Consider the following 22,781-nt stretch of genomic DNA (forward strand, 5'->3'; position numbering starts at 1 on the left):
AAAAACTTAAAACGCCCAGCTACCTTTACGGAAAATTGGCTCTACAGTTCCATCTGGTAAAATACCATCGATGTCCATCTCACTGCTACCAATCATAAAGTCCTCATGTATTACTGAAATATTTGCACCTAACGTTTTGAGTTGATCGTTTTCTAAATCCCTTCCATCCTCTAAGCAAGTTGGATAAGCTTTACCAATCGCTAAATGGTTCGATGCATTTTCATCAAACAATGTATTAAAATATAAAATCCCCGATGCTGAAATTGGCGATTCATGTGGTACAAGTGCTATCTCACCTAAATAGCAAGCGCCTTCATCTACATTAATAAGCTCCTGTAATAAATCATGTCCTCTCTGTGCTTCAGTTTTAATAATTTTTCCTTCTTCAAATGTCAGTTTAAAGCCGTCGATAATATTCCCTTGGTAAACTAATGGTTTTGTATTGCTTACATAGCCATTTACACCTTGTTTCATCGGTAACGTATAAACCTCTTCCGTCGGCATATTAGCCATAAAGATAGTATCATCTGGGGTTTTACCACCTCCAGTAATCCATTTATGCTCTGGTGCTAATGCAATTGTTAAATCAGTACCTAGTGCTGTATAGTGAAGCTTCGCATATTTTTTATTGTTCAGTAGGACCGCACGAGATTCTAAATTTGCTACATGTTCACGCCATTTTTCAACAGCATTGCCTTCACCGATACGAACAACTTTAAAAATAGCCTCCCATAATGCTGGTACTTGCTCCTCAGCTGCTAAATTCGGGAACACCTTGGATGCCCACTTTGATGAAGGAACTGCTACCATCGACCAAGCTATTAAATCCTTCATTACGGCGTTGCGATTGTTTTCTAGAGCAGCTCCTGATACCTTTTGATAGGTAGCTAGACGATCAGCTGAAATACCTGCAAATTTATCAGGGTCTGTAGCATCTATTATTAATAGTGCGCCTTTACGTTCGATTAGCTCATCATTCATTTTGACTATCCATTCTGGGAAACGATTAAATTCTTCATCTGAGGCATGATCAAAGTAAGCACGATCTATTTTCTCATCCGAAAAATTAACATGAACACGACCTGCCCCAGCCTTATAGGCCTCTTTTACAACCAAACGGACGAAATCCAATGCATCCACTGATGTATTGACTAATAAATATTGCCCTGGTTGAATATTGACACCAATTTTCACCGTAAGTTCTGCATATGCTTGTAATTTTTCTTCAAAAGTCATATTATTTACCTCGCTTTTATCCAATAATTTTGAATTCCCCTTACTAGCTTGCCTTCATACCATACTTTGTGAATAGGTTTTTCAGGATTTTCTCTTGTCTATTTTTACGTTTTTCATCAAGACACGATAACAACTAATGGATTTTTTCAATTCATTAGTTATCTCTTAAAATTAATTTAGTTACTAGACGAGAAAATATTTCAATGAGTTTCGATGTTTTTACCAAATAATCCAATTCAAGGGTTTCAAGCACTACTTAAATTTATAGCGTTCTTTATTGTATAAGCTCACTCATTTCTTCCCAATCTTTTCAATGCTGCTGCACCTAAAGGCTTTCCAGCAATTTGGAGTTTAACAATTTCAATCACACCTTTCTCTGTATAAAGTTATTTTTGATAGATTTTTCTATCATTTAATACAAATATAAATCATTTAAATTTAATTATCAAGCCGATAAACTTATTTTTTCAAATTATTGGTAGAAAACTAAGTGAAGTTGGATTCTATATGAGGGAGCGATAAGGCTATCTCCCACTTCTAAATGATGTGGGGGTAGTCCAAGCACACATGGATATGGAATTACTGCTAAATATTAACGAGCCGATGTACTCTTTCTTAATTGGATAAAAATCAGCTTTTTTGTTTCAGAATTTGCTTAGCATATAATTTGCTTAAAATGTGGGCGGTACCCCATGCCCATCAAGCTAACATCTTGAAGTGCCTAAAAAACAAAAAATGTACAATTTCGTATAAACTTGTACATTTTTTTGCTTTGGGTATTATAAAATTTTTAAGTTGATGAATATGTGGTGCTCCCCCTACAAGAAGAGCAGTCCCATTTATGTAGGTTTAAACTTTTAACATCATTATTAATTGATTAGAAATTTCTAAATTAACTTTCTTTTTATTCAGAATTGTAATACAATCGAGTTAAATAAATTTAACTGGTTAAAAAAAGGATGGTGCAAAATGAAACAAAAAGCGATTTCCATTATTGAAACATACGAACAACTAAAAGTAATAAGTGATCCATTGCGTACAAAAATGCTTATATACTTAGTCGAAAAGCCCTATACAGGCCATCAACTTGCCCAGCTTTTAAATCTTTCTCGTGCAAAAATACTCTATCATCTCCGCGAACTAGAAAAACACAACATCATTCAATTAGTAAAAAAAGAAGAACAGGGAGGAAATATTTTAAAGTACTATCAGGCTGTTTCTCGTGGCTTTATTCCTGCTAATCACTTACTTCACTATATTGAATCGCAACAGGCAACAAGACAATCCTTTTTAGAAGTATTACATCGTGCGCAAACAAGGGTATTAACTGCTCCAGATACCTCATTCGATTTAACATCTTCACATATTGAAGATTGGCCAAGTATCTCGATGCAAACAGAATTCTCATTAACTGAAGAACAATTTATGAAGTTTTTAAATCAGTACAGAAGCCTTGTAAAAGAAACTTTAGAAGCTTCCACATTAACTGATACTAATAAAAACTTTTATGTTGCAATCACAGGTTTTGAAATTGATCAACTACTCTTTAACGAAGACTTATAATTCATTATTTGTGGGGAGGAATATTCTTTGAGTGAGCCTTTTATATCACAACAAGTTCAACCTAAGTATACAAGTATATCATTATTTAAAAATCGAGCATTCCTATTTCTTTGGTTAGCTAGTACCTCTTCTTTTCTTGCTCTTTCAACCTATCTATTTGCAGAGCAATGGTATGTTATTCAATCTCTAGGTCAGGAATCAGCACTTGGGATTGTCATGATGGTAACTCTAATCCCGCGAGTGCTCCTTATGACTGTTGGAGGTGTATGGGCAGATCGCTTTAAACGTTCAAAAATTATGTTGTTCTCTAGCTTCACACGTTTTTTACTGGTTTTGCTAATGATTACTTTATTACATTTACATCTATTAAATTTATGGTCGTTACTGTTTTTCGCACTATTATTTGGAATTCTAGACGCTTTCTTTTCACCAGCGAATCAGTCTCTTCTTCCACTTTTAGTCCCAAAAGAGATGCTAACTCGATCTAATTCGTTTATTCAAACTTCCAATCAGGTTGCAATGTTTGCCGGTCCAATGATAGGTGGTTGGATTATCACAGTCAGTTCTTTCTCGGTTTTATTTCTCTTCGTTGCTTGCTTTTTATTAATTACATCCGTTTTCACGTTATGTATTAAAGAAAAAAATTCTTCACCGCCTTCTAAGCAAGTATCTACCAAACAAGAGCTATTAGAAGGTTTTCAGTATGTATGGAATATGCCTTTTTTAAAATCTATACTTTTTATTTTAATGACAATAAACATCCTCTTCTTTGGCCCTCTACTTATGGGAATTCCATTATTGGCGAGCGAAGTACTACATGGAAAGGCAATTGAGGTAAGTTTTTTACAAAGTTCCTATCAGGGAGGAATGCTAGGGGGCGCTTTATTGATTGGGCTTTTAAATATTAGAAAAAATAGAGGTCTTTCTATTCTAATACTTATTTCTTTTCTCGGTATTTTTCTTTCTCTCCTTGGTCAAATGTATGTTTTATGGCAAGGAATCCTTTTACTTGTGATGATGGGTTTCATGTCTTCTATGATTAATGTACCACTGGTGTCTATTATTCAAGAAAACTGTGAAACCGATAAGCTAGGGAGAGTTATGAGTTTCGTAAATGCCTCTTCGAACGGTTTAGTTCCGCTATCTTATGCTTTTGTATCTATATGCTTAACATTTGGCACTTCTATATCTAACATTCTACTATGTTGTGGCTTACTCATATCTATCTTATCCGTTCTTTTTATAACAAAAGATAAAATTGTACGTAATACAAATTAACCAAACCGTGCATTCTTTCTAGAAATTAAATGTTGGTTCAGCTTTAGCAGGTGGAATAAAGTGATTAATAAAATTTTCGTTTTGGGGATACTTCAAAATATTAGCTTGATGGACATATAGGGATGTGGCGGTACCCTATCGCTAACTACCTAAAGTTTTATAGTACCCCAGGACGAAATTTTTTGTTAATTTGAAACAAAAACGCTTTTTTTCGTTTTGGGGTAGTTCTGAATTCTTAAATTGATGGGTATGAGATACAGCCGAGATACGTTTAAAAATAGGTCATAGACTTACTCTAATTTCAATATGTGGTTTATTAAGGATTATAAATATCGTTTTGTCTATTATGGGTACACCCAAAGGTGTCTTTCTCCAACCTGAACCACTTTAATTTTAATAATATGTATTGAACTCCCATTCAAGTATTATTTTTCTCAATGAATAATTGGTATATTTTAGGGTATTTTTTACTGTTTTTATGTTAAGATATTTTGGGTGTTATTCATCTTATTTTAGGAGGTTGGAAGATCTGTTACATGCTTTTCATATGGATTTTAATTTCTATACAGAAAATATAAAAGTTTTAGGATTATTAGGGAATTCTACTCGATTATCAATTGTTTGTAACTTGATTACATATGGATCGTTGTCAGTTTCTGATTTAAGTAAGCAAACAAGAATTACAGAAGATTTGATTGCACAACATTTGCGTAAATTAGCCTCTGGAAATATTGTAATTAGTGAACGTATAGGGAAAAGACATCATTTTAAAATAAATGATAATAAAACCATTGAGATTATTAAGATATTAGGGTTACAAAGTTAATTTTAATTACTTTCGATACAAATGTTTTTACTATAACTTAATTGTCCAAAATCATTTGTAGCCTACCTCCGGAAATAGGTGGGCTTTTATATTATTGTAAGTTGAATCTTTTCTTTTGTGCATTACTCATAGATCACGCAACGGACTTCAATTTAGTAGGAGGAAGATTTCTTGATTGGAGTCACACCACATCGCTATCAAGCTAACAAAACGCGAATTTCGTACACTAAACAAATTTTCATAGAAAAAAAGCCGTTACCTCTAGGTTTAGAGGTAATCGACTTTTTCTTTGTAAATCAAAACAATAAAATCATATGAGGCCTATAAATATATTTTATTACATAAAGTATAATTCTTAGTCTTCTATATCAATTAATCCTCATCATACAAATTATCTACAGATTCTTGTAAACAATCTAATAGATAGTCGCTGAAGTTTTCATAAGTAATGGCATACAGTTCCTTTGAAAAACGACTCCAAAAGACAACAGGACTCTCGCCATCTTTCATTTGATTGGTATCTAAACATGTCACAGTACCATCGATATCATTTAAAACAATGTATTGTTCAGGAAGGTTATATGTTTCTCTATATAGCTTGGTGTGGTAAACAACGGAAGAATCCGCAGCTGTTGTCTCACAACCATGAATATCCATACCATCCAGTCCGCCGATACCATACTGTTTTAAAAACCAATGATAACTATTTGGGAATTTAATGTTTAGCATTTGTGCTGTCTCTCGAATTGTACCTTCATTTACCCCTCCCATAAAATCGCCATCTTTTTCATATGTGGTAATGATTGAAATAATCTTGTCATTCACCTTTTTATTTCCCTTCTAAATATTCTCGTGCTCGCATACACGTACTTTTGCTTTACACCAATATCAATACCTTTGTCCCAACGACCATTTGTAGAACCATAAGGGTCTGTAATCCTTGTACTTGTTGTTGGCCATTCCCATTTCATATCTTCATATGCCTGATTGGATACATATGAAGATGAAGCAAACAGACTACCAGCTAGTAAAGAAAAACCCCTAACCTTGATAAATGTCTTTTTCGTACTATTTCATCCCCTCTTTTTTTATCAGTGTATATTCTAGGGAGGCGGCTACTTTCACCTGAATTTCTCCATTCTTCCACTTTGTATAAGTTTTTGCTATAGATTTTTTAAACTTAAATTGAATGTACTCAAAAAATATAAATATTTTTGGGTGCTTTTTTCATTTATCATGCAATAACATTTTATAGTAATTTGAATAATTAGATATTTATTTATCAAATTATAAATATGTAATATTTTAACAGAATATGTTAATGTTTAAACGTAAGTAAAATACCAATATTAGGAGGATTTACAATGTTCAAAAAAATCATTTTATCTAGTACTATTGTTTTGGGAACTTTAGGTATAACAACTTTGTCTTTTCCAGAATTAAGTTTAACAAAAGCAGAAGCTGCAATTCATGATGCAAAGATTCAAAAGGTTACAGTTGCTGGTAAAGATTATGGAAATGGAACTGATGTACCAGCTTATATGACAGGTTCTTTTTCTATGGTAGGAGATAAAGGAGTAACGTATACTATTAAACAATATGAATTTAATAACGTTATTGGTATGACAAATGTTACTACAAAGGGTTTATCTTCTCCAGTTGTTTTCTCTATGCCAATCACAGAGGGTAATAAATATGAGGTAACTTACAATGGCCGAGTGGTTAGTACTTTTGTTGTTCGAGGACATTAATTAATCCAAAAGAACTGAAGTCAATTTTGACTTCAGTTCTTTTTCTGGAACCTTATAATACATATTTTATTAAACTCGACCATATCCTGCAATATATTTACTCCAATATGTACTATTTAAGCTAGCTTCACCTACTCCGGAATTACTTGCATTATAAAACTTATTATTACCAATATACATACCAACGTGAGTAATACCTGATTTTCCTGGAACTGTACCTTTAAAGAAAACTAAATCTCCTGGTTGAAGTGCCTTTCTATCAATACGTGTAGTTTTGTTATATTGATCTTGTGCTGTACGTGGTAGTTTAATCCCCTGTGTTCCATATCCCCATTGCATTAATCCCGAACAATCAAATCCAGTTTTAGGACTATTTCCGCCATATTTATATGGTTTACCTTCATGTTTTTTCATTTCTGCATAGACTTTATTAAATTGGCTCGCAGTTATTGATTTAGTAGTAGAAGCTGCTATAGATTGTATTGTATTTTCCTTTTGAGAAACACTACCAATTTCATCTGCAGAAGCAAGACTACCACCCGATCCTAGCATAACACCTAACGTTAATGAGCCAATAATAAGTTTCTTCATAAATTTCTCCTCCTATAATCTTTTGTAAGAATTTATACTTCTCACCTAATAGATTAATTGGAATATAAGGAGAATAAAACATAGATAATCAGACAGCATTCTACATATTTCTCATATTTTGTATATTTATTAATGCTTCATTCTCCTATACTTGTTTAAATTAGATAAATATCGTACTTATAATGATAAATCATACAATAAAAGTATAAAAATGTATTATTAAAACATTCAGATATTAATTGAGAAATAAAAACAACTCCTTTATATAATGATAGAAAATAAGTACGTTAAGTACATTCCCTTATTTATATTATATTTCTCCTTATTATCTTTAAGATAAAACATTAATTCTATTGATGCTAGTGATACAGATTCATTGGCCCAATAATATGTAATTTTATTTTTAAATGTTTATTTTCTAATCGTAGCTTTTCTAATTCACTAAGCTCGTTTAGCCCTTTTCCATAAACGCATTGTTTTCCTACAGGTTGTTGAAAACGGTACGTTTGACCGGTGCGATACCATTTCATCCATGTCTTAATTCGGGAAACATTTTTAATTCCAAGCTTCTACATAATGGTACAATTGGAATACCCATCCTTTTTCATTTCAATCACTTTCTACTTTACTTCTTCTGGGTAATGAACTCTTGTTTTCAAATCAAAAACACCTCCATTGAATTTGCATACTTAGTATGCGAATTCAGGAGGTGTTTTTTTCATGTACCACTATTCAGGTTCACTTCAGTTTTGACTTCAGTTCTTTTTGTATTGACAAATGTTGCTTCTAGATTTCTCTAAGAGCAATGTTCATGAAATTCTATTTTCTACTTGTTTACGAGTTACCTTATGTTAACAACCATGTTTTACTACCTGTCCAGCATCAATTAACTCACCTTTCATAAAAAAAGACACTGATGCATTAATAATGCCCCAATGTCCCTTTTCTTCTACAGTAAGCTTCTAAATATTTAAAAGTTGTAATCCCCACTACTAAATATAAAAAAGAATTTAAACATAAAAAAAGAAATAGTGGTTTTGTTACCAACTCATGAAAGGAATATCCGTTTAGTATAATAGCTTTTAAATTTAATATTCCCCATGTAATCGGTAAAACTTTAGAAATCCCTTCTAAAATAGGTGGAAAAGATGAAGCTATCGTTATTCCTGTAAAAAATAAAAAGATATTATTTAGTACACCTACAATAGCACTAATCCTCTTATAAACTAGGGAAATCCCCGCTAAAATAAAAGCAAAACCATAAATCCCTACCATAGTAAGTACCATCGTTAAAAATAAAGATATCCATGAAATATTAAGATTTAAAACAGAAAAAGAATAATTTTTAGTGAAAATTGAAATTGCAAATCCTGTACAAATAGATAGAATTAACCCACTCAAAAAGTCGAATGTAAAGGACCCCAATGCTCTTCCTATTAAAATCTTCATGATTGGTGAACGTGTTAAATAAATTTGTTCTAAAGTACCTAGTTCCATTTCCTCTTGTAGAATAAAAGTGAAGTTAGCAATGGCTCCGATGGCTATATACCAAACAAATAATCCCATAATTAATTGAAAAAATGCTTCGTTAGACCATTCATAGTCTTTAAATACCGTAAAAAATATACCACAAAATAAAACAACATATGCGATAATATCACCAAAGGAATCTAAGTAATATTTTTTAAATTCTCCTTTAAATTTACAAAATTCAGCTCGGAAAATATAAGTAAATTGTCTCATTTATTTCACCCATTCTAAAAAAACGTCTTCTAAATTTTTTTCATTTTTCTTTAAATCTAATAATTCCATTCCTTTTCCCTCTAATTCTTTTAACACTGCAGGTAAATGTCTAACTGGAATTGACCATTTATTTTCACCTATATGTTCATGTGGAATATTTGAAAAAATAAGATCCAGTTCTTTAACATTCGTAACATTAATAGAGAGTTCTACCCAAGTGTCACCAGAATTTGCTTCCTTTAGTAATGCTTCTTTTGAAGTATGTTGGAAAATCTTCCCCTTGTTAAATAAGATAATATCATCACTGATGCGTTGAGAAAGATCTAATTGATGAGTAGTTAATAAAATTGTTTTTCCCTCCTTAGCCAACCTCTTTAATGTATTTAAAAGGTGATTAGTAGAGGTTACATCTAAACCTAAGGTTGGTTCATCCAATAACAAAATTTCAGCATCTTTTATTAACGTTATTCCTAATGCAAGCTTTTGTTGCATTCCTCTTGATAGATTAGATGCCAGTTCATACTTTTTATCTTTAAGATTCAATAATTGGAGAACATGATTAATTCTTGATTGTAACTCTTTTTTAGGGATAAAATTTAAGGTTCCAAAATAGTAGAGGTTGTCATAAACACTTAGGTAATAATAAATATTACGCTCTCCTTCTAAAATACAACCTAACGAAGCACAAGCCTTTTTAACTTCTTTAGTAACAGAAATCCCCTTAATTTGAATTTCACCCTTATCAGGAATAATTAATCCACATATCATCTTTATTAAAGTTGTTTTTCCAGATCCATTGGGACCTAATAAGGATGTAATTGTACCTTGTTTTAATGAAAAACTTACATTATTTACAGCTTGTATGCTTTCATGTTTTGTCTTATACATTTTGCTTATATTTCTTATTTCTACACATGTCATTGTTTTACCCCATCCGTTTTCCATAATTTATTATCAAAAAACTCTTCATAATTTTTCATGACTGGACAGATTTGATTAGAACTTATATTTTGCCTATTTAAGTCACGTTCCCATTCCACAATAGTTGTATGTAAATTACGAATATGATTTTTCTGAAATAAAACATCCATGTTATCTGTAAATATATTCCCAGTTTTAAATTTATCTTCTGGTAAGAAAACACATGGTTTTATATTTCCAAATTCACTAATTGTCCAAGATAAATTTCCTGCGCCGCATGAAAAACCCTTGTGGTTGGAATCAAATTTTGTTTCTAATAAATCATCATAATAATTTTCTACTATAATCTCTTCTTTGTACTTTTCACCCAGATTTTTAATTTGATTTGTTACATACTCATCTATCTCTTTTTCTAGTTCCCACTCTTTCCCTAAACTTACTCCCCTACCATATCTACTAAACTCTCCAAATTTTATAGCTTGTACACCAATCTCTATTCCTAATTGAATAAGTTCTTCTATTTTTTTATAGTTTTCCATTGTAATAATGGACGAAATAGTAACGTTATTATTTTTGGAAACTAGTTCTTGTAATCCCCTGACTGTTCTATGAAATGAACCAGGAACTAAAGTTATATTATCATGTTCTAATGATGTTGCTGCATAAACAGAAACTTGCACATTTTTTACATTATTAAATTTATGAGCATTATGCTTATTAATCATTGTTGCTGTTGTAGTTATTGAAGTTTCGAAGTTCTCTGTACAATAATCTAGAATTTCATAAAATTTACGATGACTCATTGGTTCTCCGCCACTTATTTGAAGGGAATGTATATGCCCTTTAAAAAATTCTAATTTTTTTAATAGATTCTCTATATTTATATCATCTTGTTTATCATACCCAGCTTCTTTATAGCAATGGATACATTTAAGATTACATCGATTTGTAATTTCTAATAAAATTTCCATAGGAATTTCATAACCCTTTTTTCCAGTAAAATGTGTACCTATATAATATGGAATTTCATGTAATCCAATTAAATTTCGTTCTTTTTGAAATTTGATAAAATTAGAGATAGTACTAAGAACTCTTTGGATATCAAGAATTTGAATTTCTTCTGCTATCTCTTGAACAATATCATTAATAGAATTAGTACCGTCAAACTTCTCCAATAATATTAATTCATTTTTGTTTAAATAATAATAATTATTGTCTTTTTGATTTACAGCTATCCCTTTTTCACCAAAATAATGTATTATGACATCTCCTAATACATATGGATACATTTTTATCCCTCCATAATTGAATTTAAATATGTAAATTAGAATATTAGAATAAAAGGGCTTGGCGTACAGCCTAGCCCTCATTAAGTATTTAGGTTGTACGCTTTGCTCTACGTGTTCCACAACGTCTTAATGTCTCTACTAAAGATTTTGAAAGAAGATCCTCCAATGATAAAAATTCATTATGACTCATTTTTATCCCTCCTTTTCCGAAAATCATTTTTAGTTAGCTTGTACGCTTTGTTCTACGCGTTCCACAACGTTTTAATGTATCCACTAACGATCTTGTTAAAAGTTCTTCTAGTGCTAAAAATTCATTACTGTTCATTTTCCTTCCCCCCTTTCTTAACCAAAATATACATTAAAAGCACTTATAAGTAAATATATGTAAATTTTATAAATATTTTTCAGTTAAATAACGAAATTGTTTGAAAACTAATTCCGGTCATTTAATATGCATGGGATATTGGTTTTATCTCATATTTAACATATTGAAAATCACTTTAATATAATAATTCAAGGAGTATTTCGTTAAAACCCAAAAATTTTTAATAAAATATATTTTTTTCCTAAATAATCTATGATTTTATATTTACATTTGATAAAGATATTTTCAAAAATTACAAAAATTTTACAGTTTTTAAGGTGTAAAACATTATCAGCACATACATATGTTAAAAATAAAAATGTAGTGATTATGCCGTGAAGAAAAGTTTCTTAACGCTGTTAAAAACAAAGCTACATACTTATAAGTTCTAATGAATGTATCCAACTCAATCGCATTTTCAGGATACTTTTGTAAATAGTATTTTCCTACATATCCTTGTCTTGTATTCACTAAGCTGGCAAATTGAAATCTTGTTCAAAACATGGAAATCTTACTTTTAAATTGACAATTGTAAAGAAATTAAGAAATGGTTAAGTAATTACAAGTCTTTAAAGAACTTACACTGAATCTATAGAAAAAATGTAAACGGCTAGGACGTCCTCCAGTAGAAATTACAGCCGAATTTATTGAATCCTATAAAGAATGGAAGTCTGGTGGCATTACAGCAGTAGGAGTCATGAAGAAATATGGTATCAAACGTTCTTCGTTTTACAAACTTGCTAAGCAGTATGAAGAAATAAAACATAAAAATCTCCTAAATGATTAATTATAATTTAGGAGGTTGTTATATGAAACATACAGCAAAAGTAAAAATTGGTGATTGCGTTCAATTTCCTTATCGTAAGAATCCTTCCTTGCAACTAACTAGATATGTGGTAAGAGTTTTAACGAATACTATTGTTGTAGATGTTTTAGATATGATGGAAGATGAGTTAATTGATGATAGACAGGTAGTAAAGCATGGGCGTTATCATAAGATAGCCCGTAAACAAGTAAAAAGTAAAGTTTCATGAAAATTGCTCTTAAAGAAATCTAGAAGCAACTATTCAAATGTCATATACTGTCTTGAATACATTTATGTATTGGCATTTTTGTTCGTATTTTGTACACTAAACGTGAGCTTTCCTTACAGTAGGCAATCTTTCAATTTCTATGAAAGCCAACTAATCTGTTAATTATGTATGGTAGCAAATAAGCTCTTATGTCCACGGATATAAGAGCTTATTTGCATATGGATTACTCTTTTATGTACAATGAAAGAAAAACCCATGTTCAACCAACAATTAGTGAATTTACGCATTGATTTTGCTTTTAAACAATTATTTGGTACAAGTGGAAATGAAGATATTCTCATTGCTTTTTTAAATGCGATATTGCAAGATTCTTTAGAATCACCCATTGTTTCGTTACAACTGGAAGATCCACACTTGCATCGCGAACATGAAGAGGATAAATTATCAATTTTAGATATTTCCGCTACATTAGATACAGGCACAAAGGTGAATGTAGAAATACAGCTGAATAACAATCATGACATGATTAAGAGAAGTTTGTATTACTGGGGAAGGCTATATACATCCCAACTACAAAAGGGAATGCCATATAGCTCTCTTCATAAAACAATTACGATCAATTTGTTAAATTTTAATATGTTTCCTGAATACGAGGCTTTCCATACAACAGGAATCCTATGGAATCAACAGCAACAAAAAAAGTTAAGTGATGATATTGAAGTTCATATTGTGGAGATTCCAAAACTTATGCAACAGTGGCGAAATGAACAAATAAACCCCTGGGAAGATTCGTTGGTTCGGTGATTGTTATTACTTCCAGCGAATGAGGATGAACAATTAACCCAAACATTGGAGGATATTGCGATGAACCAAGACCCGATTTTACAAAAAGCCATGAATAAATGGGAACGTATGAGTCAAGATTCTTCTTTCCGACAAGCGTATGAAGCAAGGGAGAAAGCTCTTATGGATGAGGCTGCAAAGTTTGCTTATGCAGAACAAAAAGGGATTGAAAAAGGCATAGAAAAAGGGAAAATACAGCTTATTCGTGGTATGCACAAAAACGGAATGCCAATAGAAGATATTGCAAAGTTTACAAATTTACGTATAGAAGAAATACGAAATATTTTACAAGCCTAAACACTTAAAAATAACATCTACAAATACTGTAGATGTTATTTTTAAGGCCTACCACCAGGGAGTATAATTAATGTTCGAAGAGATTGGAACTACTCCCACTTTCACTTCGTTTTACAAAAAAGAAGGACAAAGGTTAAAAAATAGATAAATCATAAAAACTACAGGTCTGTAATTGATTAAGAACCTGTAGTTTTTTATGTTTATCCTATGTTACAACAAAAGTAGTTGGCACCATTGATAAAAGTTACTAATTTTAACATAATCATCCTTACTTTACAGTAGTTTCATGTGGTAAATATTACGCTAATTTAAGGTTGGTATAGTAGACCTATTTTTCTTTTGTCAATCATTCGTTAAATGTGAATTTAACGAACACTTGGATGATGGGAAGTAGACCTCCCCTCTTACTTGTACAAGGACATGAAAATGGATACTTTTTAGACAAGAAAGTAGATACTTCATGAATACCTTTTGTTACTAATAAAAATATAAATTTAAATTGGATTTTAACTTCGTATTCAATTAGGTTGCTGAAATGCAAAAAAGAGAGCGAAACTCTCTTCTTTTATTCTAATTACTATTTAATTTTGTTTCAAATTCAGTTAAAGTACTTGAAGCGCTACTAAACTTTTGTTCAGAAAGTTGTCTTGATTTTTGGGCTTCCTTCATTCTGTCTTCCATTGGAGCTACACCTCGGGCCCCTTGCAATATAGCGTTTGCTGCATTTGCTCTATAATTTGCCGCAAGACCAAACTCTTCTCTAAATTTATTTATTTTTTCTTTTAGAATAGGGTCATTTATTTTATCAGCAGCATTAAAATCGATATTCACTTTTGACAATTCTCTGTATTTAGTAGTATGTATTATATAGCAAGTGTAGATTATTGTGAATCGATAGATTCATACAAAAACACCATCCTTTTATTTTTTAAATTAAAACCCCCTAATATTAAAACGAAATATTATTTGAATATTCTGCACAATATTTATAAATAAATTATAATATTATAAAAATAAAAAAATATGATATTCTTATTTATGTAATATTTTTACCAAAAAAGGGGGATTTTTCATGCTCAAAAAAATTACTAGTGGTATTTTAGTAACAGGTTTATTATTCTCTGCCACAGGGAATGTATTTGCAGCAGAGGATACGAAAGCTAATAATGAAGAAGTAACTTACGCATCCATTTCAGCCAAAGCTGCAGATGTTAGTAAAAAAGGATATCAATTACCTTTAGCTAAATTTACTGAATCTTCAAAGTATAACGAAAGAAGAGGGAATAAAAATCATAAAGGAATTGATTTTGCAGCACCAAAAGGAACAAAAGTTATGGCTGCAAAAGGTGGTAAAGTAGTATTTGCTGCTTTTGGGAAAAGTGGATCAGGGTACGGTGGATATGGGAATGTAGTTGTTATTGAACATGACGATAAACGTTGGACATTGTATGGACACATGGACAAGATTTCAGTTGAAAAAGGGGATAAAGTGAAAATTGGGGATAAAATTGGGGAAGTAGGTAGTACAGGTGACTCTACGGGGAACCATTTACACTTTGAGGTAAGAGAAAAGCTTAGTGGCAATCAAGTTGATCCTGGCGACTATCTACCAGCATATTAATTAAAAAGAGAGCTCTATAACTCGTAGCTAAGAAGTAAATAGATAAAAGGGCATGTTACATTCGATTTTATGAATTGTAACATACCCTTTTCTATCTTTAATGATCTACTAGTATTATCAAATAAAGAAGATATCTTTTAATCATAAAACATAATTATCAATTTATATATAAAAAATTGTAATATACAAATTTATATATATAAAGATTGAAATTAATGTTATACTAAGAATAACCAAGAAGCATCCAAGATTCTTTGATTAATCACTACATATTCCTTAAAGCAATATCAACAAGAAGAGACACTGTATAGTGTCTCTTCTTTTATGTTTCGTGCCTTTATTCAATATTAAGAGGATTTATATCTATGCCCTTCTATTGCTTATTGGTGTTAAAATTGCTGCTCCCACAAGCAGAATATCTGAAAGACACTCGTATAAGAGTGTCTTTTCTTTATGCAAAAAATTTTTTTAACAAAAACTCTTTATAAAAGAACGCAGGTTCGCACATAATAAGAACGAACGTTCTTTTTTGTTTAGGGAGGAATAACAGTGTATGACTATTTTATCTTACCGAATAGAATCATCTTATGTGTTGATTTACGTAGCTTTTACGCTTCTGTAAGTTGCATCAAAATGGGGTTAGATCCTATGTATACAAAATTGGCAGTAGTCAGTGATGTAAATAGAAACGGTTCAATCGTATTAGCTGCCACTCCCCCATTAAAAGAATTGGGAGTAAAGAAGATGGCCAGATTATACGAAATTCCTCGTAGAAAAGACATTCTTGTTGTAAATCCAATTATGGGAACATACATTAAATGCTCTAATTACATAACAAAGTTAGCTTTGCAGTACGTTCCTATTGAGGATTTTCACCAATATTCCATCGACGAGTTCTTCATGGATATTACGGATAGTATTCATTTGTTTGCTAACGATCCCTATGAATTCGCATTGAAATTTAAAAGTGAAATATATGCGAAAACACGAATCGAATGCACAATAGGGATTGGCCCTAACCCTTTAATGAGCAAAGTAGCTTTAGATATTGAAGCAAAGAAGAATCAAAATGGCATTGCTTATTGGAAATATGAAGATGTCCCAACAAAATTATGGAGCATACGACCGCTTAATACATTTTGGGGCATCTCGTACAAAACGGAAGAAAAGTTGAATCGAAAAGGAATACATTCTATAGGAGATTTAGCCAATTACCCTCTTAAATATTTAAAACAGAGCTTCGGTAAGATTGGAGAAGAATTACACTTACATAGCTACGGAATTGACTTTAGTCGCATTTCAGAAAAATATGTTCCTGCCACAACTTCTGTTGGGAAAAGCCAAATACTCATGCGCGATTACACAATAGAAGAATTTCCGATTATTTTACTGGAACATATTGAAGAAGTTTGTTATAGGCTTAGAAGACAAAATAAACTTGCTCAAACCGTTCATTTTTCAGTCGGTTATAGCAAAAGTTATAACGGTGGTATTAGAAAAACACATACTTTAAGCCGTCTGACTAACTTAACTATGGATATATATAAAATTTGTACATACTTTTTACATCAACAATATACTGGAGAGCCCATTCGCAGCATTAACACCCCAATTTGAAGGGATACGTGAAATCATTAGGGAACAACACAAAGTCACCCGTCCGATTTTAACAACTGAAGAAAAAGAACGAATTGAAAATATGCTAGTATGTTCCTTAGTATCTGAAGAAGAAATAATGATTACATATTATGAGGATGGTTATTTACTCACTAGTTATATGACCGTTGTTGATATTGCCCCTTCAAATAGCGCTGTTATATGTACGGATGCTTTTTATAATAAGATGAAACTACAATTTTTTAATATAATAGATGTTAAATAGAATGAATTAACGTAATTACGTTTGGATTATTAAAAAGGAGTATAAAAATGCAAGGAAATCAGTTAAGAAAGAACGCCGCAGGAGCAATTATTCATAATAATATTAATAGCTATCCCATTCTAAATATACCTATGATTATTAATAAGGAAAATGGGATCATTTATGAGGTGTTAAACGCTGGTTTTCAAGCTAATGATGCAGTAGCAATGATAACAACAGATGGTTTTGCTACAACCAGGGTAAATGCACCGATCGTAACAGCAAAAAACAATGGTGGTAGCCTTCAAATATACCGCTTACCGTTAGAACTTGAATATTGGGTGATTTCTTGTATGCATGCTGCTTCAGAAGGAAAAAATCCATTCCCCTGTAAAGTCGCTTTTGGAATTATAGACACAAAATTTTTTGCGGAATTCAAATGAAAAGGTCTGTTTATTCAGCAGACCTCTCATCAATTATAGCTATATACCTTTTTGTTTGTATTCGATGTTATTAACGAAACTTAGGGAAAGTATGTACGGTGCCCGTAGAATCGTAATGTCTTGATTTAACAGATATACATATTGATTAATCAAAGTCATGCATTTGCATGGCTTTTTTGTTATTGATTCTGGTTTTACATTGTACATATGTCTCACAAAGAATATAGGCTCCTATGTGCATTTTCAATTAGTGAAATCTACTTTAAGTTTAATAGCTATCCCGCTTTCACTAATACGATGAAGGCAAGTATATATGCACTCGCTTAGAGAATCATCTACTATACTTTTGTAAGCATTTGAAGTGAAAGACAGAAACGCCAAAAATAGATTATACTTTGAGACCCGAGTTTTAGGATTGTGGCGTTTATATTGTTGTCTTGGTGAAACATGGTTTGATAATGAAAGTGCAGCACCTTACTCAGGTTAATTTCCCTATTAATATGTAGAAACAGTCAAACAGACAAAAGCAGAATTGCATTTATAAGTCGTTTTAAAAGAGGTGATGGGAACATTTGGGTAGGGATAAGAGAAGCGTACTTGCAATTATGACAACGGTTAATGGTAATGAGTTTTTTGAAAAAAGTTTGCTGAATTAAAAAAGAAAATCGCAATTAACATGACAATTAATATAAGAACGTTTTTAAGGAGGGATGTTTTATGAAAAAGTACGAGCAATATCGTCCTATTGTTACGCTTATAGCTGAATTTTGTAGTATTTTGGGTTTTGTGCTTTCTGTAATAGGACTTATTCTGACTCTTTATACTATGTTCTAAAGGTCTCGATGAACCAAGAAAATAATCAATAAGATATTTTAAAGCATCCATTTGGGGCTTTTCATATTACAAATAAAAAAGTCCTGGATAGGACTATATGATTTTCTTCATACCGCATTGACGACATTCTCTTAAAAAGATAAAATCTTTAACGGAACTTTTAAAAGAAGTATTCCCACAATTATCACAGCGACCGCTAACTTTATTATCAATACCTAAAACGCAAAAGTCATAAAAAATAAAGGGTGATACATATTAGTCATGTGTAATATGTATCACCCTTGTAATTCTTGTTCAACAATCGCGCCCGATTGCTGAAGAACGAATATTAAACCTTTGTACCAAATAGCCTTAATATATATTTATGATACGGCTCACCATAACGCATATAATTGTGTTTTTCCTAGAAGAACCTTTCCTCATAGTTTTGAACTTCATTTAATCTCTTAACAATCAATTACTCGATGTTATTAGAACCTGATCTAGAAACCAATGTATACCCTTGAATCTGTTGTATTTGCTCTGTTTCATAGAACTCTTCGGTATACTGTGCTTCAATAGCCTCCGCCTGAAGAAGTTCCTCTAAAATCAAGATATAATCCGTACACTTTTCTCCTTTAATACCCTTCGTTTCGGCCTGAACCGTACCATCTGAGAGAATCCTAATTTTTACTCTTTTCTCCATCTTCCTCCCCCTTAGAAATCAATCGTTCTTCCACCGCGATGGAACCGGACATCATCATCAGAATCTTCATCCACACTTCCACTTGGGATTAAAGCAGGTTCTTTCGGATAATCTACCCTATCCTCACGTGGAGTTGCCGTAACAGCTCGAACATTTGCCCAATCACGAATCGACCTTATTTGCTCTGCTTGTGTAACTGACAGAGGTACCGTATTGTTAATCGCACGTTCAAAATCTGCTAATTGAATGGGGCGATCTTCTGAATATGCCTCAAACAAAGCATCAATAACAAGCTGCTCAATTTCAGCTCCAACAAACCCTTCACACTTTCCTGCCAATTCATCTAGAATTTCATCAGTCACCTCTAATAAACCCATTACTTCCGGATTCTTTAATCGTTTATTGATATGAACCTTTAAAATTTCTTTTCTTTCTCTATGGGTTGGTAGGTCAACAAAGAAAATTTCATCGAAGCGGCCTTTCCTCATTAATTCTGGCGGCAATCCTGAAATATTGTTTGCTGTAGATATAACAAAGACAGGACTTGTTTTTTCCTGCATCCATGTTAAAAATTGACCGAAAATCCTTGAAGATGTTCCACTATCTCCACCATTCGAAATACCACTAAAGCCTTTTTCAATCTCATCGATCCATAGGATAGAAGGAGAAATTGCTTCAGCTGTTTTAATCGCTTTTCTCATATTTTCTTCACTGCTTCCAACAATCCCACTGAAAATCTTCCCCATATCCAAACGTAATAACGGCAACTGCCACATCGTACTAATGGATTTACTAATTAAGCTTTTTCCACAACCAGGCACTCCGGTAATCAGTACTCCTTTCGGTGCAGGAAGACCATATTTTCTTGCTGAGTCAAGCCAAGATTTATTACGCTTATTCAACCAGCGTTTTAAATTTTCAAGGCCGCCAACATCCTCCATTTTCAACTCACTATTAATAAACTCTAAAATACCTGTCTTTTTAATAATTTGCTCTTTTTCTTCAAGAATGACCTCAACATCAGTAATATCTAATTTCCCATCCTCTACCATTGCACGAGCAAAAGCATTCTCCGCTTCCGAAAGAGTTAACCCTAACGCCGCTTTAGCTAACCGTTCTTTCTCTTCCTCCATTAATGAAATATTAATTCTCCCGCCCTGCTGGTTAATTGCAATCATCTCATCTAACACAGATTTAATCTCCTCAAAAGTTGGTAAATCAAAATCAACGATGGTCACATCTTTTTGCAAATCCTCTGGAAGAATGAGAAACGGTGAGGTGATAATGACATTAATTGGATTTCTACTTTGCTTTATATGGACAAGCATATCTCTAAGTTTTCGAATGACCTGAAAGTCAGCTTGTCTTCCGTGGCCGCCAAAGAAAACGTGAAAATCCTGCAGAACCACTATACAAGGTCTATCATAGTTTTCAATAAACTCCAGTGCCTTTAATGGCTGCTTACTTTCACTATGTATCTGTCCTTTACTGTCCTTCATACCGGTTGTGATTCTCCAAGTTAGGACTTCTCTTGGTGTTTTAATCAACTCAACATCCTGGGCTACAGAACGGATAACGGATAAAATTCGATCCTCCTCCCAGGTTTGAATGTAAAGGTATGGAAAACGTGCTTTTAGTAAATTGGCCAATAATGTTTTAATTCGCTCCTGATTTTTGGTTACACTCATCTTTTTTCTCTCCCTATTTTGAAATAACTTCTCTTAAATTCACTTATTAAAAATCAATCATTCTACCTGACATACTTACATTAGTTTTCTCTACCATTGAAAACGTAACAGATTGTTTCACTTTTTCAATGGTGTGACCCTTTAATTCCATAATTTCTGAAAACTGCTCAAATGATTGGAACCCCCCAAGGTCTTGACGCTTCTTCACTACCTTTTTGGCTAGAATAATCCCAATCGCAGGTATAGCTGCGATTTCTGATTCTGCTGCGGTATTAATATCAATTTTTTCAACCTCTTTTTCAAAGGGGACAGATTCCTCCACCTTTGGTGGAACCACTTGATTTTGAGGCTTACTAACAGAAGCTTCTTCATTATTAACTTTAGGTTGAGGTGGTTGGTTTTTTGCTTGTCTATCCACTTTAAATTTCGCCTCTGCTTCTTCTCTAAGTTTGGTGATTTCCTGATTCGCCATTTGCTGCTCATTATTCTTCAACACATCCAGTTGAACTAAATATGCAGGTCGGATTTTAAACGCATGGATAATGGTTACAATCCATAATGTTAAAGCTACTGCTGCCCCAATACCTGTGACAGCGGTAGCGAAAGCAATAATAAGTACAGCTAGATATACAAATCCATATACTCTCCATCGCTGATTCTTCACTTTTGAACCAGTATATAAAAAGGCGATAAAGCTAATAATACCAAACGGCACGAAGGTTAACAGAACCCACCAACTATTTTTCATTTCCCATGATTTCCCTCTATCTGTATAAATTTTATCCACCGTCATCTCTCCTTTATGAATGATTTAATATGTACGTTAACTGTATGGAATTATCTTCTAATAATTCCTCGTTTTCTAAGACCATGCCCTTGTTCTTCGCTTTTTCTATTAAATTCTGATAAACTCTTTGTTGCAAATAATGTGTATAGGATGTTTCCACCTTTTCAAGCCAATCTAAATAAGCGGCCCGTTCAGCAGATTTAGGAAGGACTAATAAATAATTCCCTTCTTCATCTAACATAAACGTGACCTCATTTTCTTGAAAGCTCTTAAACGATTCGAGGGTATCTACTTGTCGGAAGGAACAACTCCATTCCTCCAGCGCTTTCTTTAAAAGCTCCTCATCTTTCATTCTGCTCTCTAATACTATACAATCTTTTTGTTGCTTCGCCGCGTAACTAGATATTCCTTCTGCCACTTCTTTGGTCAATGCAATAGCTAAAGGAATTAACACTATTTCAATACTCATGAATGGGTCTCCCTTCTTACATATCCTAATTGATGCAACAAATCCAAATCTACGGAATGAGCCATTCCATTAGCCGAAATTGTTCCATCAGGATGCAACCGGATTTCCAGCCTATTCGGAATCCTTAACAAAGACGTTTCAAGATGTTTATATACCCCCGTCAAGAATCGATATTTTTGATTTTTTGAACCAATCCAAGGACGACTTAAATCATATTGCTCTTGGATAAAAGGGCCATCTATTAATAAATCGGTGCGATTTAGCAAGCTATGCCAGTGAGGATTATTTGACTGCAAAATCACCTCATATTCGTAGCCTGAAAAAGTAACAACTGATAAACCGAGCTCTTTCACATAATTGGCTAAAATACCTAGCTCCTTTGCCTGACTAAATGGCTCTCCGCCTAAAAAAGTGACTCCTTCAATCCTAGGTTCAGATTTTAGACTATTCTTAATATCTACTAAAATCTCATCAACCTCTATCTTTACACCGCCTTTCATATCCCAGGTATGAGGATTAAAACAACCTTCGCATTGAATTGGGCATCCTTGCACCCAGATAGCATATCGTACCCCAGGACCTTCTACTTTCGTTCTCTTTTCAATTCTTGAAATCTGAATGGTAGCCAGAACCGTCACCTACTTTCTAGTATGAATT

The 22,781-nt window shown here is 32.7% G+C and carries 20 protein-coding genes and 6 pseudogenes; 12 read left to right on the top strand and 14 right to left on the bottom strand.

The genetic code is table 11. The features are described from left to right. Positions 1 to 6: 6 nt before the first annotated feature. The gene (locus tag ACZ76X_RS26865) at positions 7 to 1,236 is read right to left on the bottom strand and encodes an aminopeptidase (RefSeq protein WP_479852255.1); all 1,230 of its coding nucleotides are present in this window, start codon (positions 1,234 to 1,236) and stop codon (positions 7 to 9) included. Between the two features lie 969 nt (positions 1,237 to 2,205). On the opposite strand from ACZ76X_RS26865, the gene ACZ76X_RS26870 reads away from it, so the two are divergent. The 4 genes from ACZ76X_RS26870 (at position 2,206) to ACZ76X_RS26885 (ending at position 5,221) form a co-directional block, all read left to right on the top strand. Then, a complete protein-coding gene (locus ACZ76X_RS26870) occupies positions 2,206 to 2,799 on the top strand; it encodes an ArsR/SmtB family transcription factor (RefSeq protein ID WP_479852256.1) in 594 nt (197 codons plus the stop codon). A gap of 27 nt (positions 2,800 to 2,826) precedes the next feature. Continuing rightward, entirely contained in the window at positions 2,827 to 4,077 is a 1,251-nt protein-coding gene (locus tag ACZ76X_RS26875; protein WP_479852257.1) for an MFS transporter, read from the top strand. Between the two features lie 547 nt (positions 4,078 to 4,624). Beyond that, complete coding sequence (locus tag ACZ76X_RS26880; RefSeq protein ID WP_479852284.1) at positions 4,625 to 4,903, top strand: ArsR/SmtB family transcription factor; 279 nt, start codon at positions 4,625 to 4,627, stop codon at positions 4,901 to 4,903. A 171-nt stretch (positions 4,904 to 5,074) separates the two neighbouring features. Continuing rightward, positions 5,075 to 5,221, top strand: coding sequence for a hypothetical protein (locus ACZ76X_RS26885; protein ID WP_479852258.1), 147 nt, complete (start codon positions 5,075 to 5,077; stop codon positions 5,219 to 5,221). Between the two features lie 54 nt (positions 5,222 to 5,275). Here ACZ76X_RS26885 and ACZ76X_RS26890 read toward each other — a convergent pair whose 3' ends face one another. Then, positions 5,276 to 5,728, bottom strand: coding sequence for an SMI1/KNR4 family protein (locus ACZ76X_RS26890; RefSeq protein WP_479852259.1), 453 nt, complete (start codon positions 5,726 to 5,728; stop codon positions 5,276 to 5,278). Between the two features lie 539 nt (positions 5,729 to 6,267). On the opposite strand from ACZ76X_RS26890, the gene ACZ76X_RS26895 reads away from it, so the two are divergent. Next, positions 6,268 to 6,654 carry a hypothetical protein gene (locus ACZ76X_RS26895; RefSeq protein ID WP_479852260.1) on the top strand — a complete coding sequence of 129 codons (387 nt, stop codon included), beginning with the start codon at positions 6,268 to 6,270 and terminating at the stop codon, positions 6,652 to 6,654. 69 nt (positions 6,655 to 6,723) lie between these two features. On the opposite strand, the gene ACZ76X_RS26900 is transcribed toward ACZ76X_RS26895, so the two are convergent. From ACZ76X_RS26900 to ACZ76X_RS26920, 5 genes and pseudogenes are all read right to left on the bottom strand, one after another. Next, on the bottom strand, positions 6,724 to 7,245 hold the full coding sequence (locus ACZ76X_RS26900) for a C40 family peptidase (protein ID WP_479852261.1): 522 nt from the start codon (positions 7,243 to 7,245) through the stop codon (positions 6,724 to 6,726). A gap of 371 nt (positions 7,246 to 7,616) precedes the next feature. Next, a pseudogene (locus ACZ76X_RS26905) lies at positions 7,617 to 7,853 on the bottom strand (IS3-like element ISBt2 family transposase); the annotation flags it as partial. A 313-nt stretch (positions 7,854 to 8,166) separates the two neighbouring features. Continuing rightward, positions 8,167 to 8,988 carry an ABC transporter permease gene (locus ACZ76X_RS26910; protein WP_479852262.1) on the bottom strand — a complete coding sequence of 274 codons (822 nt, stop codon included), beginning with the start codon at positions 8,986 to 8,988 and terminating at the stop codon, positions 8,167 to 8,169. After that, positions 8,989 to 9,909: an ABC transporter ATP-binding protein gene (locus ACZ76X_RS26915; protein WP_479852263.1), complete on the bottom strand. Its 921-nt coding sequence runs from the start codon at positions 9,907 to 9,909 to the stop codon at positions 8,989 to 8,991. Next, entirely contained in the window at positions 9,906 to 11,198 is a 1,293-nt protein-coding gene (locus ACZ76X_RS26920) for a radical SAM/SPASM domain-containing protein (RefSeq protein WP_479852264.1), read from the bottom strand. Before ACZ76X_RS26920 ends, ACZ76X_RS26915 begins: the two co-directional genes overlap by 4 nt. Before the next feature lie 959 nt (positions 11,199 to 12,157). Here ACZ76X_RS26920 and ACZ76X_RS26925 point away from each other — a divergent pair. The 3 genes and pseudogenes from ACZ76X_RS26925 to ACZ76X_RS26935 form a co-directional block, all read left to right on the top strand. Beyond that, positions 12,158 to 12,349, top strand: a pseudogene (locus ACZ76X_RS26925) (recombinase family protein); the annotation flags it as partial. A gap of 22 nt (positions 12,350 to 12,371) precedes the next feature. Beyond that, positions 12,372 to 12,596 (top strand): DUF2187 family protein, encoded by a 225-nt coding sequence (locus ACZ76X_RS26930; protein WP_479852265.1) that lies wholly within the window; start codon positions 12,372 to 12,374, stop codon positions 12,594 to 12,596. A gap of 255 nt (positions 12,597 to 12,851) precedes the next feature. Continuing rightward, a pseudogene (locus tag ACZ76X_RS26935) lies at positions 12,852 to 13,736 on the top strand (Rpn family recombination-promoting nuclease/putative transposase). 570 nt (positions 13,737 to 14,306) lie between these two features. Here ACZ76X_RS26935 and ACZ76X_RS26940 read toward each other — a convergent pair. Further along, positions 14,307 to 14,594, bottom strand: a pseudogene (locus ACZ76X_RS26940) (ribonuclease); the annotation flags it as partial. A 214-nt stretch (positions 14,595 to 14,808) separates the two neighbouring features. On the opposite strand from ACZ76X_RS26940, the gene ACZ76X_RS26945 reads away from it, so the two are divergent. The 4 genes and pseudogenes from ACZ76X_RS26945 to ACZ76X_RS26960 all read left to right on the top strand — a co-directional run bounded on the left by ACZ76X_RS26945 (position 14,809) and on the right by ACZ76X_RS26960 (position 17,661). Next, positions 14,809 to 15,357, top strand: a complete 549-nt coding sequence (locus ACZ76X_RS26945) for a M23 family metallopeptidase (RefSeq protein ID WP_479852266.1) — start codon at positions 14,809 to 14,811, stop codon at positions 15,355 to 15,357. 549 nt (positions 15,358 to 15,906) lie between these two features. Continuing rightward, a pseudogene (locus ACZ76X_RS26950) lies at positions 15,907 to 16,962 on the top strand (Y-family DNA polymerase); the annotation flags it as partial. Further along, on the top strand, positions 16,901 to 17,239 hold the full coding sequence (locus tag ACZ76X_RS26955) for a YolD-like family protein (RefSeq protein WP_479852285.1): 339 nt from the start codon (positions 16,901 to 16,903) through the stop codon (positions 17,237 to 17,239). The pseudogene ACZ76X_RS26950 and the gene ACZ76X_RS26955, both read left to right, overlap by 62 nt. Positions 17,240 to 17,286: 47 nt before the next feature. Next, complete coding sequence (locus ACZ76X_RS26960; RefSeq protein ID WP_479852267.1) at positions 17,287 to 17,661, top strand: hypothetical protein; 375 nt, start codon at positions 17,287 to 17,289, stop codon at positions 17,659 to 17,661. A 927-nt stretch (positions 17,662 to 18,588) separates the two neighbouring features. On the opposite strand, the pseudogene ACZ76X_RS26965 reads toward ACZ76X_RS26960, so the two are convergent. The 6 genes and pseudogenes from ACZ76X_RS26965 to ACZ76X_RS26990 form a co-directional block, all read right to left on the bottom strand. Continuing rightward, positions 18,589 to 18,690 (bottom strand): annotated as a pseudogene (locus ACZ76X_RS26965) (DUF8096 family protein); the annotation flags it as partial. A 262-nt stretch (positions 18,691 to 18,952) separates the two neighbouring features. After that, positions 18,953 to 19,180: a DUF2997 domain-containing protein gene (locus ACZ76X_RS26970; RefSeq protein ID WP_479852268.1), complete on the bottom strand. Its 228-nt coding sequence runs from the start codon at positions 19,178 to 19,180 to the stop codon at positions 18,953 to 18,955. Positions 19,181 to 19,191: 11 nt separating this feature from the next. After that, entirely contained in the window at positions 19,192 to 20,679 is a 1,488-nt protein-coding gene (locus ACZ76X_RS26975; RefSeq protein ID WP_479852269.1) for an AAA family ATPase, read from the bottom strand. A gap of 235 nt (positions 20,680 to 20,914) precedes the next feature. Next, entirely contained in the window at positions 20,915 to 21,655 is a 741-nt protein-coding gene (locus tag ACZ76X_RS26980; RefSeq protein ID WP_479852270.1) for a helix-hairpin-helix domain-containing protein, read from the bottom strand. 13 nt (positions 21,656 to 21,668) lie between these two features. After that, positions 21,669 to 22,124 carry a hypothetical protein gene (locus ACZ76X_RS26985; protein ID WP_479852271.1) on the bottom strand — a complete coding sequence of 152 codons (456 nt, stop codon included), beginning with the start codon at positions 22,122 to 22,124 and terminating at the stop codon, positions 21,669 to 21,671. Then, positions 22,121 to 22,762 (bottom strand): 4Fe-4S single cluster domain-containing protein, encoded by a 642-nt coding sequence (locus ACZ76X_RS26990; protein ID WP_479852272.1) that lies wholly within the window; start codon positions 22,760 to 22,762, stop codon positions 22,121 to 22,123. The genes ACZ76X_RS26985 and ACZ76X_RS26990 overlap by 4 nt, the downstream gene beginning before the upstream one ends. Positions 22,763 to 22,781 lie beyond the last annotated feature (19 nt).

Source organism: Bacillus sp. BC05(2025) (assembly GCF_056725905.1).